The organism is Brachybacterium sp. NPDC056505 (genome assembly GCF_042794925.1).
GTDB lineage: Bacteria > Actinomycetota > Actinomycetes > Actinomycetales > Dermabacteraceae > Brachybacterium > Brachybacterium kimchii.
In genome coordinates, this window is record NZ_JBHTSV010000006.1 from 30,283 (window position 1) to 43,668 (window position 13,386).

11 protein-coding genes are annotated in these 13,386 nt (G+C 71.8%); 4 read left to right on the forward strand and 7 right to left on the reverse strand.

Annotation, left to right across the window (positions count from 1 at the left end; translation table 11 throughout):
* The first annotated feature begins 58 nt into the window (after nt 1–58).
* From ACFQ53_RS06010 to ACFQ53_RS06025, 4 genes are all read left to right on the forward strand, one after another.
* Nucleotides 59–1,159, forward strand: a complete 1,101-nt coding sequence (locus ACFQ53_RS06010) for a CPBP family intramembrane glutamic endopeptidase (protein WP_377856775.1) — start codon at nt 59–61, stop codon at nt 1,157–1,159.
* Entirely contained in the window at nt 1,156–1,803 is a 648-nt protein-coding gene (locus ACFQ53_RS06015; RefSeq protein WP_377856778.1) for a hypothetical protein, read from the forward strand. Before ACFQ53_RS06010 ends, ACFQ53_RS06015 begins: the two co-directional genes overlap by 4 nt.
* Before the next feature lie 96 nt (nt 1,804–1,899).
* Nucleotides 1,900–2,817, forward strand: a complete 918-nt coding sequence (locus ACFQ53_RS06020) for a patatin-like phospholipase family protein (RefSeq protein ID WP_377856781.1) — start codon at nt 1,900–1,902, stop codon at nt 2,815–2,817.
* 104 nt (nt 2,818–2,921) lie between these two features.
* Nucleotides 2,922–4,535 carry a cation:proton antiporter gene (locus tag ACFQ53_RS06025; protein WP_377856783.1) on the forward strand — a complete coding sequence of 538 codons (1,614 nt, stop codon included), beginning with the start codon at nt 2,922–2,924 and terminating at the stop codon, nt 4,533–4,535.
* Between the two features lie 43 nt (nt 4,536–4,578).
* Here ACFQ53_RS06025 and ACFQ53_RS06030 read toward each other — a convergent pair whose 3' ends face one another.
* From ACFQ53_RS06030 to ACFQ53_RS06060, 7 genes are all read right to left on the reverse strand, one after another.
* A complete protein-coding gene (locus ACFQ53_RS06030; protein WP_377856786.1) occupies nt 4,579–5,475 on the reverse strand; it encodes an NAD-dependent epimerase/dehydratase family protein in 897 nt (298 codons plus the stop codon).
* Nucleotides 5,476–5,515: 40 nt separating this feature from the next.
* Nucleotides 5,516–6,607: a branched-chain amino acid aminotransferase gene (locus ACFQ53_RS06035; protein ID WP_377856789.1), complete on the reverse strand. Its 1,092-nt coding sequence runs from the start codon at nt 6,605–6,607 to the stop codon at nt 5,516–5,518.
* A 178-nt stretch (nt 6,608–6,785) separates the two neighbouring features.
* The gene (locus tag ACFQ53_RS06040; RefSeq protein WP_377856792.1) at nt 6,786–7,856 is read right to left on the reverse strand and encodes a 3-isopropylmalate dehydrogenase; all 1,071 of its coding nucleotides are present in this window, start codon (nt 7,854–7,856) and stop codon (nt 6,786–6,788) included.
* A 76-nt stretch (nt 7,857–7,932) separates the two neighbouring features.
* Nucleotides 7,933–9,540: a phosphoglycerate dehydrogenase gene (serA, locus tag ACFQ53_RS06045; protein WP_377856795.1), complete on the reverse strand. Its 1,608-nt coding sequence runs from the start codon at nt 9,538–9,540 to the stop codon at nt 7,933–7,935.
* Between the two features lie 207 nt (nt 9,541–9,747).
* Nucleotides 9,748–10,779: a ketol-acid reductoisomerase gene (gene ilvC, locus ACFQ53_RS06050; RefSeq protein WP_377856798.1), complete on the reverse strand. Its 1,032-nt coding sequence runs from the start codon at nt 10,777–10,779 to the stop codon at nt 9,748–9,750.
* A 170-nt stretch (nt 10,780–10,949) separates the two neighbouring features.
* Nucleotides 10,950–11,531, reverse strand: a complete 582-nt coding sequence (ilvN, locus tag ACFQ53_RS06055; protein ID WP_152352739.1) for an acetolactate synthase small subunit — start codon at nt 11,529–11,531, stop codon at nt 10,950–10,952.
* A gap of 3 nt (nt 11,532–11,534) precedes the next feature.
* Nucleotides 11,535–13,292, reverse strand: coding sequence for an acetolactate synthase large subunit (locus ACFQ53_RS06060; protein WP_152352738.1), 1,758 nt, complete (start codon nt 13,290–13,292; stop codon nt 11,535–11,537).
* Between the last annotated feature and the right edge of the window lie 94 nt (nt 13,293–13,386).

Below are 13,386 nucleotides of genomic sequence, written 5' to 3' on the forward strand. Positions count from 1 at the left end.
CGCCAGAAGTGTCCACCAAACGTTGACACCCTGTCGTCGGCGGCGGAGTCTCGAGGACATGAGCTCCGCAGCCCAGAACCCCGCACCCGAGCATTCCGTCCCTCATGCATCCGCAGCGCCGCAGCGTCCGGCGCCGCGGATCGTCCCGCCGGTCGTCCTCGACCGTGTGCCGTGGAAGCGCGTGGGCCTGTTCGTCCTGCTCGCCTACGGCATCTTCGCCCTGTTCGCCGCGCCGTTCTGGTTCCTCCCCGGGGGTATCGCGAACCCGCTGTTCACCCTCGTGATCGCCGTGGGCATGTGGGCCCCCGCCCTCGCCTCGATCATCATGGCCAAGGGCGTGGAGAGGACGAACTGGCGCACCCGCGTGGGTCTGCGCTTCCGCGGACGCTGGCGCGGGATCCTCGCCTGGTCGGTGATCGGCATCGTCGCCATCGCGGCCGTGATCCTGCTGACCTCCGTGATCACGGTGCTGCGCGGCGTCCCGGGCGATCTCACCGGCGGCACCTGGCTGGCCGTCGGCACCCAGCAGATCTCCGACCTCACGGGCGCCGACATCCCGCCGGTCGCCTTCGTCCTGATCATGGCGTTCAACCTGGTCTTCGGCCTGGTCGTCACGGCCTTCGCGACTCTCGGCGAGGAGATCGGATGGAGGGGCTGGCTGTGGCCCGCCCTGCGCCCGCTGGGCCGGGTGCGCGCCGCGCTCGTGATGGGCGTGATCTGGGCCCTCTGGCACACGCCGGTGATGGCGATCGGGTACAACTACCCCGGTGTCGCCCGCTACGTCGCGATCCCGTTCTTCATCCTCCCGTGCATCGTGATGTCGCTGCTGTTCTGCGGACTAGCCGACCGCGCGGGCGGCAGTCCCCTCCCCTCGGCCTGGGCGCACGCGGCGGTGAACGCGCTGGGCGCCACACTGCTCGGCATCTTCAGCACGATGGCGACCGGTGCCGCCCTGAATCCGCTGATCGACACGCAGGCCGGGATCATCGGAGTCGTGCTGCTGCTGATCGCGGCCGCCGTCATCGTCCCGTGGAGGGCACGGCGACCGATCGTGCGAGGGCTGCCGTCCGCGCCTGTCCCGTCGGACGCCTCCCCTGCGAGCGCCCTCGCGTCGGACCCCGCCCCGTCGGCGCCCGGATCCGGCGGGATCGAGGGGTGAGCACCGAGAGACCGGTCCGAGGGGCCGACGCGGAGGCGCAGCTCCTCGAGGAGCTGCGCTTCTCCGCGTCACTGTGCACGAGCGCCCTGGGGAGCGCGGAGATGGGAGGCGAGGAATCGCTCGCGGCCGCGGCGCAGCTGGTCGCCTCCGCGGACCGCACTCTGCACCGCTTCGTCGCCGCCGCGCGCGCCGAGGGAACCTCGTGGGCGCACATCGGCAGCATCCTGGGCATCACCCGTCAGGCTGCGCAGAAGCGCTTCTCCTCCCCGCCCCGGCGGGTCATCGCCGAGGCCGAGACCCCTGACCCCTCGCTGGTCGCGCGCGCGGTCGAGGTGATGGAGCACGCGGCGGCGGGCGAGGCCGAGCTCCTCGATGAGATCGCGAGCCCCCGCATGCGGCGCGCGCTGGGCGAGGGCGGCGCCGCGCCGGTGCTGGCGGGCGTGGAGCCGGTGTTCGGCGCCTGCCTCGGCCGCGGGACGCCCGAGGCCCGCGTGATCGCGCGGGTCACGCTGGTCACCGCGCGGGAGCGTCGGGAGCGCGTCGACGCCACGGTGAGCGTCAGCCTCACGGCCGAGGGTCGCCTGCTCGGCCTGCATTACGACGTCGCCGAGCCGAGTACGCTCGACGCCGTCCGGGAGCCCTGAGTCCGAGCCTCTCGACTTCGGGGCGGCAGCCGGTGCACGCGCCGCCGGCCCGACCCTGGCCCCGGCAGGGACGCCGACGATCCGAAGGAGCACCCTATGGCACCCGAGTCCTCGATCCCTGCCCACGCGACGGCGGACACCTGGGGCATCGTGCTCGGCGGCGGGGGCGCCACGGGCAACGCCTGGCTGATCGGCGTCCTCGCGGGACTCCGCGACGGCGGCCTCGATGCGGCCGACGCGGACCTCCTCGTCGGCACCTCCGCGGGAGCGACCGCCGCGGCCCAGGCGGCGTCCGGCGACCTCGCCTCGCTCTATGCGGCCGCCCTCGAAGCGCCGCCCGCTGCGACGCCCTCTCGCCCGCGCGACGCGCCCCCGCAGGAGGGCCGAGCACCGGATGCGCCGCGGGCCTCTCCGCCCGTGGATCACCTGGCCCGCACGCAGCGGATCATCGACGCCTCGGAGGATGCCTCGCACATGCGGCGACTCCTGGGCGCCGCGGCGCTGGACCTCCCGGACGCTCGCTCCGACGCCTGGACCGGACGCTGGCGGGGCATCGTCGGCGGGCGTCTGCCCTCGTCCCGGTGGCCGGAGGTCCCGCTGCGGATCACGGCGCTCGACGCCGAGAGCGGCGAGGGCGTCGTCTTCGATCGCGACGCGGGCGTCGACCTCGTGGATGCGGTCGCGGCGAGCTGCTCGAGCGGACTCCCCTATCGGATCGGAGACCGCTGGTTCCTCGACGGCGGCTTTCGGCGCAATGAGAACGCCGACCTTGCCCGCGGCATGGCGAGGGTGCTGGTGCTCTCCCCCTTCGGCGGGCGCTCCCGTCATCCATTGGCCTGGAGCATGCAGCTCTCGGCGCAGGTCGAGGAGCTGCGCGCAGCCGGCGCCGAGGTGCAGATGATCGTGCCGGATCCCCGGACGCAGCCCCTCATCGGAGCGGGCGCCATGGATCTCTCGAAGCGACCGGGGACGGCGCGCGCCGGTCACCGGACAGGGCTGCAGCACGCCGGGTGACGGGGATCCACCGCCGTCCCCACCTCGCCGCGGACGCGCCTGCGCCCTGAGATCGGTGTGCGGTTCGTCTCCTGCCGAGCGCTCGCGTAAGGGAAGATGGAGGCATGGGCGAGCTGCTGGTGACCTACCTGGTCGTGGTCTTCGGACTCGGCCTGCTGGCACGCCTGCTGCGGCTCCCGCCCCTCATCGGCTACCTCGGCGCGGGCTTCCTGCTGCACGCGATCGGCGTCGCGGAGCTCTCCGCCCTGCCGATGCTCGCGGACCTGGGCGTGGCCCTCATGCTCTTCGCGATCGGCCTCCACCTGGACCTGCGCGTGCTGCTGCGCGTCGAGGTGTGGCTGACGGCGGGCGCGCACATGCTCGCCATGACCGTGATCGGCGCCGTGTTCCTCGCCGTCCTGGGCCTCGTCGGCCTCGCCGGTCCGGAGCCCCTGCACAAGCTGCTCGAGCTCGCGCTGGTCCTCTCGTTCTCCTCCACGATCATGGTGCTGAAGGTCCTCGCCGACCGCGACGACGAGCAGTCTCTGTACGGGCGCATCTGCATCGGCGTGCTCATCATGCAGGACGTGATCGCCGTGGTGCTGATCGCCGTCTCCACCGGCAGCGCGCCGAGCCCGTGGTCGCTGGGCCTGCTCGTCATCGTGCCGGTGCTCGTGGTCATCACGAGGCGCTGGCACCGGCTGGGCGACGGCGATCTGGGGGCGCTGTTCGGGCTCGCCATGGCGCTCGTGCCCGGGTACGCGCTCTTCGAGTACCTCGGCCTCTCGGGCGGGCTGGGATCGCTGCTGATGGGCGTGATCCTCTCCAAGCACACGGGAGCCGACAAGCTCGCCCGCACCATGTTCACGCTCAAGGAGCTGCTGCTGGTCTGCTTCTTCGTGGAGATCGGCTTCGAGGGCGTGCCGACGCTGCGGGACGTCATCGACGGGCTCTCCCTGCTGCTCCTGCTGCCCGTGCAGGCGGCCGTGTACTGGCTGCTGCTGTGGCTGCTGGGGCTGCGCAATCGCACGAGCGTGCTCGCGTCGCTGCTGCTGGCGAACTACTCCGAGTTCGCACTGATCCTCGCCGCGGTCGGCGTGCAGGCCGGATGGCTCTCCACGCAGTGGCTCAACGCCCTGGTGATCGCGGTGACCGGTGGATTCATCCTGTCCTCGCTGAGCAACCCGCTGGCCACCACGTTCGGCACGCGCCTGGCGATGCGACTGCCCAAGCATGCCCCCGAGCGGCTCCACCGGGACGACCGGCCCATCGATCTGGCCAACGCGGAGGCCGTGGTGCTCGGCATGGGGCGGGTGGGCCGGATGGCCTACCTCCAGCTGCGTGACGTGCACGGCTACCGGGTGCTCGGGGTCGAGCACGACGCGGCGCTCGTGACCACGCTGCGCTCCCACGGCTTCCGTGTGGTCGAGGGAGATGCGACCGACCGCGACTTCTGGCTGCGGGTGCGGGAGGACGCCGGCGTGGTCGTCGTGGTGCTCGCCATGCCCACGCAGACCGCGAACCTCGGGGCCCTCGGCGAGCTGCGCCTGGTGGGCGGCGAGCGTCCGGGCCGCGTGATCTCGGCGATCGCGAAGTACACGGAGGACGTCGACGAGTTCGAGCGCGCGGGCCTCTCGACCGTCGTCCACCTCTACGCTGGCGCCGGCGAGACCCTCGCCGACCGCGCCGCGGAGGCGCGGGCGGAATGGTCCGACGGCATGCCGAGGTCCGACGGGTGAGCACGGGCCTCCGCCCGTAGCGGCCCGTCAGTTCGCCCCGCCGTCAGCCCTCGAAGTACTCCGGCCGCTCCAGGTCCGCGAGCACGCCGGGACCCGTCGGCGCCCAGCCCAGCTGCTCACGGGTGATCGCACTGGAGGCCGGCCGGTCCGCGGTCGCGTAGGGCGTGTACGCGCCGAACGCCCGCAGCGTGGCGAGGCCGCGCGTGCTCACGGTCGGAACACCCAGCCCTGCGCCGATGGCCTCCGCGATGGCGCGGAAGGGGACGCCCTCCTCGGCCACGGCGTCATAGCGCGCGCCGGGGACCGCCCGCTCGATGGCGCCGACGAAGACGCGCGCGGCGTCGACGTGGTGCACGGCGGGGATCCGGTTCGCGCCGTCGCCCGCGAAGGACGAGCGGCCGTGCCGGCGGGCGAGCGCGATGAGGTGCGGCAGCGTGAAGCGGTCGCCCTCGCCGTGCACGCACGGCAGCCGCACCACGGAGGCGTTCGTCCCGGCCGCGGCGAGGCGCATGAGCGTGCGCTCGACGTTCCTGCCCAGCAGGCCCGCGCGGTCGGAGGCGCTGTCCTCCTCGGTGATCAGGGGGCCGGCGCTCCGCACGGGCGCGAAGCCGCCCGCCGCGACCAGGGGCCGCGGGCTCCCGGAGAACGCGGCGGCGATCGCCTCGAGGGCCGCGCGCTCGGTGCGCGCGGCGCGGCGCATGCGCAGCGGGCTCGCGTTGTCGAAGGCCGTGTGGATCGCGGCGTCGGTCCGCCCCGCGGCGGCGTGCAGGGCAGTCGGGTCCTCGAGGCTCCCCCGCACCGGCTCGGTGCCGGCGGCCGCGAGGGCGTCGGCCGAGCGCTGCGAACGCGCGAGGCCGAGCACCTGATGCCCGGCCTCGCGCAGCTCGCGCACCACGGCGGCGCCGATGAACCCGGTGCCCCCGGTGACCAGGACCCTCATGCCGCCCGCCTCTGTGCGCCGCACGCTCGATGCGCCGTCGTCACGCGAGGCGGTGCAGCCATCCGTGGCGGTCCTCGACCGTGCCCGTCTGGATGCCGGTGAGCTCCTCGCGCAGGGACAGCGTGATCTCGCCCGAGCCGCCGTCGCCGACGGTCCACGACCCCTTCGGGGAGCGGAACTCGCCGATCGGGTTGATGACCGCTGCGGTGCCGCAGGCGAACATCTCGACGATCTCGCCGCTGGTGATCCTGTCAGTCACCCAGTCCATGCTCATCTTCTGCTCGGCGGGCTCGAGGCCGCGGTCGCGGGCGAGCTGCAGGATCGAGTCGCGGGTGACGCCCTCGAGGATCGAGCCGGTGAGCTCGGGGGTGAGGATGCGCCCGTCGTTCGTGATCGCCATGACGTTCATGCCGGAGAGCTCGTCGATGGTCGTGTGGGTCTCGGAGTCCAGGAACAGGACTTCGTCGGCCCCGTGCTCGGCGGCCTCCTTCTTGCCCAGCAGCGAGGAGGCGTAGTTGCCGCCGCACTTGGCGTCGCCGGTGCCGCCGGCGCCCGCGCGGGCGTAGTTGTCGGAGACCCAGACCACGAGGGGCTGCACGCCGCGCGGGAAGTAGGCGCCCGCGGGCGAGGTGATCACGTAGTAGTCGACCTGCTGTGCGGCGCGCACCCCCAGGAACGCCTCGGAGGCGAACATGAACGGCCGGATGTACAGCGAGTCCTCGCCGCCGGCGGCGGGCACCCACGGCTCGTCGGCCGAGACCTGGGCCTTCAGCGACGCGAGGAAGTCCTCGGTGGGCAGCTCGGGCAGGGCGAGACGGCGGGCGGAGCGCTGCATGCGCTCGGCGTTCTTCTCAGGACGGAAGGTCCACACGGAGCCGTCGGCGTGACGGAACGCCTTGAGGCCCTCGAAGATCTCCTGGGCGTAGTGGAAGACGGCCGCGGCCGGGCTCAGCGTGAGCGGGCCGAAGGGCACGACCTCGCCGCCGGTCCAGCCGTCGTCGGCGGTCCACTGCGCGTGGGTCATGAAGTCGGTGAAGTGCTCGCCGAAGCCGGGCTTGGCGAGCACCGCCGCGCGGTCCGCGTCGGACTGGCTGCGGGTGGTCTCGGTGAGCGGGAACTCGAGATGGGACATGGAAGGACTCCTTCGGGGCGACGTGTGCAGGATACGGCGAGGCGGGGGCGATGCGACGCGGGCACGGCCGATGTGCCGGGGCACGGGACGGCCGACGGGCCGGTGGCGCCGGTGCGGCGGAGAGGCCGGCGGCGCCGATGCGGCCGACGGGGCGGGCGGACGGGGGCGGGTGCCCTCGTCAGCCCTCGCGTACGGCCGCGTCGCCGGATACGCCCGCGACCAGGGCGTCGCCGATCTGCGTGGTCGTGCGCGCGCCGAGTTCGGCGCGGCGGGAGAGGTCCTCGTCGACGGCTGCGCGCACGCGGGCGGCGGCGTCGGCGAATCCCTCCTGCTCGAGCAGGAGGGCGACGGAGAGGACCGTCGCGGTGGGGTCGGCCTTCTGCTGGCCGGCGATGTCCGGGGCGGAGCCGTGCACGGGCTCGAACATCGAGGGGAAGGCACCGGTGGGGTTGATGTTGCCGCTCGCGGCGAGGCCGATGCCGCCGCTGATGGCGCCGGCGAGGTCGGTGAGGATGTCGCCGAAGAGGTTGTCGGTGACGATGACGTCGAAGCGCGCGGGGTCGGTGACCAGGAAGATGGTCGCGGCATCCACGTGCAGGTAGTCGACGGCGACATCGGGGTGCTCGGCGCCGACCTTCTCGACGATCCGGCGCCACAGGTGCCCGGCGTTCACGAGCACGTTGTGCTTGTGGACGAGGGTGAGCTTGCTGCGGCGCGCCTCGGCCTGGTCGAAGGCGAAGCGGACCACGCGCTCGACGCCCACGGCGGTGTTCAGCGAGACCTCCGTGGCGACCTCGAGGTCGGTGCCCTCTCGCATGGTGCCGCCGTTGCCCACGTACGGGCCCTCGGTGCCCTCGCGCACCACGACGAAGTCGACGTCGCCGGGGTCGGCGAGCGGCGAGGTGACGCCGGGGGCGAGACGCGTGGGGCGCAGGTTCACGAAGTGGTCGAAGCCGAAGCGGAGCTTCAGCAGCATCCCGCGCTCGAGGATCCCGGAAGGGATGTCGGGATCGCCGACGGCTCCCAGCAGGATCGCGTCGTGCCCGGCGAGCTGCTCCATGTCCTCGTCGGTCAGGGTCTCACCGGTGCGGTGCCAGCGGCCCGCGCCGAGGTCGAAGTCGGTGGTCTCGACCTCGACGCCCTCGGGCCGGAGGGCGGCGCGCAGCACCTTGAGACCCTCGGGGACGACCTCGTGGCCGATCCCGTCGCCCTCGATGACGGCGAGTCGGATGCTCTTCGTGCTGCTCATGGCTCCTGCGTTCTCCTTCGTCGGATCTGCGGTGGTGCCGGCGGGGCGTCGGCGCTCGACGCCCCGCCGGGCGGGTTCAGTAGGTGATGTCGACCGCGAGCGAGGCGCTCGCGCCGACGGCCTCGCCGATGCGGTCGGCGAGGTCCTGGTCGACGCCCTGGTCGAGGTTGAGGACCACGAGGACCTCTCCCCCGCGCTCCTCGCCGCGGCGGGAGACCTGCATGCCGGCGATGTTCACGTCGGCGTCGCCGAGGAGTGCGCCGTAGGCGCCCACGAGCCCGGGGCGGTCCTGGTAGGTGATGAGCAGCAGGTGGTCGCTGAGCTGGACGTCGAGGTCGAGGCCGTCGACCTCGGTGAGCTTCTGCGACTGCTCCGTGCCCGAGAGGGTGCCGGAGACCGAGACGACGCGGCCGTCGCGCAGGGTGCCGCGGATCTGCACCACGTTGCGGAAGCGCTCGGAGTCCTCGCTGGTGACGAGGTCGACGCGGATGCCGCGCTCCTCGGCGAGGACCGGAGCGTTGACGTAGCTGACCTGCTCGGTGACGACCTGGCGGAACACGCCGCGCAGGGCGGAGAGCTTGAGGGCGGTGACGTCGCGGGTGGCGATCTCCCCGCGCACCACGACCTCGAGCAGCTCCGGGCCCTCGGCGGCGATCGCGGTGAACAGCTGGCCCAGGCGGTCGGCCAGGGCGATGCCGGGCCGCACGAGGTCGTCGATCGCGCCGCCGGCGACGTTCACGGCGTCCGGCACGAGCTCGCCCGCCAGCGCCAGGCGCACGGAGCGGGCGACGGCGACGCCTGCCTTCTCCTGGGCCTCGGCGGTGGAGGCCCCCAGGTGTGGAGTGAGCGTGATGTTCGGGAGGTCCAGCAGCTTCGCGGCGGTCTCGGACTTCGCCGGGGGCTCGCTCGAGTAGACGTCGAGGCCGGCGCCGGCGATCCTGCCGGTGCTGAGGGCGTCGAAGAGCGCCTCCTCGTCGATGAGGCCGCCGCGGGCGGCGTTGACGACGTGGAGGTTGGGCTTGGCGATCGCGAACTGCTCGGCGCCGATGAGGCCGACGGTCTCCGGTGTGCGCGGCATGTGCACGGTGACGACGTCCGCGGTGCGCATGAGCTCGTCGAGCTCGACGACGCGGGCGCCGAGGTCGGCGGCGCGCGCGTGGTTGATGTAGGGGTCGTAGGCGAGCAGGTTCACGCCGAAGGGGCGCAGGCGCTCGGCGACGAGCTGGCCGATGCGGCCGAAGCCGACGATGCCGACGGTCTTCTCGAGGAGCTCGACGCCGGTGAGCTGCTTGCGCTCCCACTTGCCGGCCTTCACGGAGGCGTCGGCACGGCCGAGGTTGCGCAGCGAGGCGAGGATCAGCGTGATCGCGAGCTCGGCGGCGGAGACGATGTTCGAGGTGGGGGCGTTGATGACCATGACGCCGGCGGCGGTCGCAGCGGGCACGTCCACGTTGTCCAGGCCCACGCCCGCGCGGGCGACGACCTTGAGGTGATCGGCGGCGGCGAACACCTCGGCATCGACCTGGGTCGCCGAGCGCACCAGGATCGCGTCGGCGTCCTTGACGGCCGACAGCAGCGAAGGACGGTCGGTGCCGTCCACGGTCTGGATCTCGACGTCGGACCCCAGGACCTCGAGGGTCGCGGGCGACAGCTCCTCTGCGATGAGCACGACGGGACGCGTCACGGAATCTCCTCCGGTGCGGATGGCGGTCGTCGCACGCATCCTCGAGAGCGACGGGTACGGGGACAGCCTAGACCGCTGTCCGCCATGCGGGCGGGAGGGTCATCGAGTGAGACGACGCCTCGTGTGCCCGATCGACCTCGGGCACGCGAACGGCGGGCCCTCCCCTCAGGGAGAGCCCGCCGCCCGTGGATCAGCCGATCAGTGGGATCAGCGCGCCGCGCTGCCCTCGACGTAGTCGGAGTCCAGCTGGTCGTTGTTCCAGGAGAACATGCCGCGCAGCTCCTTGCCGACCTTCTCGATCGGGTGGGCGGCCTCCTTCTCGCGCAGCTCCTTGAACTCGGGCGCGCCCTTGTCCTGGTCGTCGATGAAGCGCTTGGCGAAGGCGCCGTCCTGGATGTCGGAGAGGACGTCCTTCATGGCCTGCTTCGTCTCGGAGGTGACCACGCGGGGGCCGGAGACGTAGTCGCCGTACTCGGCGGTGTCCGAGCAGGACCAGCGCTGCTTGGTGATGCCGCCCTCGTTCATGAGGTCGACGATCAGCTTGAGCTCGTGGAGCACCTCGAAGTAGGCGATCTCCGGCTGGTAGCCGGCCTCGGTGAGGGTCTCGAAGCCCGCCTGGACGAGGTGGCTCACGCCGCCGCACAGCACGGACTGCTCGCCGAACAGGTCGGTCTCGGTCTCCTCGGTGAAGGAGGTCTTGATGACGCCCGCGCGGGTGCCGCCGATGCCCTTGGCGTAGCTGAGCGCGAGATCCCAGGCCGTGCCGGTCGCATCCTGCTCGACGCCGACGATGTCCGGGATGCCGCGGCCGCCCTCGAACTCGCGGCGCACGGTGTGCCCGGGAGCCTTGGGGGCGATGAGGATGACGTCCACGTCGGCCGGGGGCTTGACGAGGTCGTAGCGGATGTTGAAGCCGTGCGCGAAGGCGAGGGCCTTGCCCGCCGACAGGTTCGGCTCGATGGACTCGGAGTAGATGGAGCGCTGGCTCTGGTCGGGCGCGAGGACCATGATGACGTCGGCCCACGCGGTCGCGTCGGCGGCGTTCTTGACCTCGAAGCCGAGCTCCTGGGCCTTCTGGGCCGAGTTCGAGCCGTCGCGCAGGGCGATGACGACCTCGACGCCGCTGTCGCGGAGGTTCAGGGCGTGCGCGTGCCCCTGGGAGCCGAAGCCGACGATCGCGACCTTCTTGCCCTGGATGATGGACAGGTCGGCGTCGTCGTCGTAGAAGATCTCGGCCACAATGTGCTCCTTCGTTGGTGTGTCGGCTGTTCGGGCGACGCTCTCATCGTAGTCCGGGGACAGCCTGGCGTGTCTTACGTGTTGAGAAGTGGACTTCGGTATCTGAGACCGGACGGGCGGGCCCGTCGGCCCGCCCGTCCGGGGAGGCCATGTCGGCCCCCGTCGGACGATCAGTCGGGCAGGAACTCCTCGACCAGCGACTCCGGGCCGCGGCTGATCGCGACGGCGCCGGACTTCACGATCTCCCGGATCCCGAAGGGCTCGAGCATGTCCAGCAGCGCGACGAGCTTGTCCTCGGTGCCCGTGGCCTCGATGGTCACGGCCTCCGCGCCGGCGTTGACGACCTTCGCGCGGAACATCTGCACGATCTCGAGGACCGAGGTGCGGGTCGCGTTGTCGGCCCCGACCTTCACGAGCACCAGCTCGCGCTGCACCGTGCGGCGCGGCTCGAGGTGCACGATGTGCAGCACGTTCACGAGCTTGTCGAGCTGGCGCACGATCTGCTCGAGCGGCTGCTCGGCGACGTCGACGACCACGGTGATCCGGGAGATCTCCGGGTGCTCCGTCGGGCCGACGGCGAGGGAGGAGATGTTGAAGCCGCGGCGCGCGAACAGCGCCGAGACGCGGGTGAGCACGCCCGGCTTGTTCTCCACGAGCACCGAGAGGGTCTGGGTGTCGTGCAGGGCCGCGGCGTCCGCGCGGGAGCTGTTCTGCGTGCTGTCGGGACGGGTGTCGTTCGTGGTGGTGTCCATGTCTCAGATGTCCCTCTCCCACTCGGGGCTCATGCCCTGGGCGATCTGGATCTCGTCGTTGGAGACGCCGGAGGGCACCATCGGCCACACCATGGCGTCCGCGCTGACCGTGAAGTCGATGACGACGGGGCGGTCGTTGATCTCCATGGCCTGCTGGATGGTCGCGTCGATGTCCTCGTCCCTCTCGCAGCGCAGGCCCACGGCCCCGTACGCCTCGGCGAGCTTCACGAAGTCCGGGACCCGGCGCGTGCCGTGCCCCGTGTTCAGGTCCGTGTGGGAGTAGCGGCGGTCGTAGAACAGGTTCTGCCACTGGCGCACCATGCCCAGCGAGCTGTTGTTGATGATCGCGACCTTGATCGGGATGTCGTTGATGACGCAGGTCGCGAGCTCCTGGTTGGTCATCTGGAAGCAGCCGTCGCCGTCGATCGCCCACACCGTGCGGTCGGGCGCACCGACCTTCGCGCCCATCGCCGCGGGCACCGAGTAGCCCATGGTCCCCAGGCCCCCGGAGTTGATCCAGGAGTTCGGGCGCTCGTAGTGGATGAACTGGCTGGACCACATCTGGTGCTGGCCCACGCCGGAGACGAAGATCGACTCCGGCCCGGAGATCTCGCCGATCCGGGAGATCACCTTCTGCGGCGCGGTGAAGCCGTCGTCGGTCGCGGTCCATCCCAGCGGGTAGGTCTCGCGCAGGTTGTCCAGCACCTGCCACCAGGCGCTCAGGTCGCGGGCGCCCTCGCGCTCGATGCGCTCGCGCAGCTCCGCGGTGAGCGCCGAGGCGGCAGCCCCCGCATCGCCGATCAGCGCGACGTCCGCGTGACGGTTCTTGTCGATCTCCGCGGGGTCGATGTCGATGTGGATCACCTTCGCGCGCGGGGCGAAGGAGTCGAGCCGACCGGTGACGCGGTCGTCGAAGCGGGCGCCGATCGCGATCATGAGGTCGGCGCGCTGCAGGGCGGAGACCGCCGCGACGCTGCCGTGCATCCCGGGCATCCCCAGGTGATGGGGGTGGGAATCGGGAAGGGCTCCGCGTCCCATCAGCGTGGTGGTGATCGGGCCGTCGGTGAGGTCGACGAGCTCGCGCACCTGCTCGCTCGCCCCGCCGCGGATCACACCGCCGCCGATGAGGAAGGCGGGGCGCTCGCTGGCCATGATCAGCTCGGCGGCCTCGCGCACGTCCTTGACGGGCGGCTGCGTGACGGGCTGGTACCCGGGGAGGCTGACGTCATCGGGCCAGACGAACTCCGTGATGCCCTGCTGGGCGTCCTTGGTGACGTCCACGAGCACCGCGCCGGGCCGGCCGGTCGCGGCGATCTCGAAGGCCTGCTTGATGACGGTGGGGATCTCCGCCGGGTCCTTGACCAGGAAGTTGTGCTTGGTGACGGGCATCGTCATGCCGACGATGTCCGCCTCCTGGAAGGCGTCGGTGCCGATGAACATCGAACCGACCTGACCGGTGATCGCGACCATCGGGATGGAGTCCATCTGGGCATCGGCGATCGCAGTGATGAGGTTCGTCGCGCCCGGCCCGGAGGTCGCCATGCACACGCCGACCTTCCCGGTCGCGTGGGCGTAGCCGCTGGCCGCATGCCCCGCACCCTGCTCGTGGCGCACCAGGATGTGCCGCAGGGTTTCCGCGTCCATGAGCGGGTCGTAGGTGGGCAGGATCGCCCCGCCGGGAAGGCCGAAGACGACGTCGGCCCCCGCGTGCTCGAGCGACATGATCAATGATGCGGCGCCGGTGACTCTCTTGCCTGTCATCGGAACTCCTTCGGTCTTCGCGGATGGGGCTGTGCAGATCCTCGGCCGATGTCCCCCGCTCCACCCGTGGCGGGGACTGGGCCCCGCGTGGGCA

Excerpts from the sequence above, each read along its gene's own strand:
- ACFQ53_RS06020 (WP_377856781.1), top strand. The coding sequence starts at position 1,900 with ATGGCACCCGAGTCCTCGATCCCTGCCCACGCGACGGCGGACACCTGG.
- ilvN (WP_152352739.1), bottom strand. The coding sequence starts at position 11,531 with ATGGACACCACCACGAACGACACCCGTCCCGACAGCACGCAGAACAGC.
- ACFQ53_RS06025 (WP_377856783.1), top strand. The coding sequence starts at position 2,922 with ATGGGCGAGCTGCTGGTGACCTACCTGGTCGTGGTCTTCGGACTCGGC.
- ACFQ53_RS06040 (WP_377856792.1), bottom strand. The coding sequence starts at position 7,856 with ATGAGCAGCACGAAGAGCATCCGACTCGCCGTCATCGAGGGCGACGGG.
- ACFQ53_RS06010 (WP_377856775.1), top strand. The coding sequence starts at position 59 with ATGAGCTCCGCAGCCCAGAACCCCGCACCCGAGCATTCCGTCCCTCAT.
- ACFQ53_RS06030 (WP_377856786.1), bottom strand. The coding sequence starts at position 5,475 with ATGAGGGTCCTGGTCACCGGGGGCACCGGGTTCATCGGCGCCGCCGTG.
- ACFQ53_RS06060 (WP_152352738.1), bottom strand. The coding sequence starts at position 13,292 with ATGACAGGCAAGAGAGTCACCGGCGCCGCATCATTGATCATGTCGCTC.
- ACFQ53_RS06035 (WP_377856789.1), bottom strand. The coding sequence starts at position 6,607 with ATGTCCCATCTCGAGTTCCCGCTCACCGAGACCACCCGCAGCCAGTCC.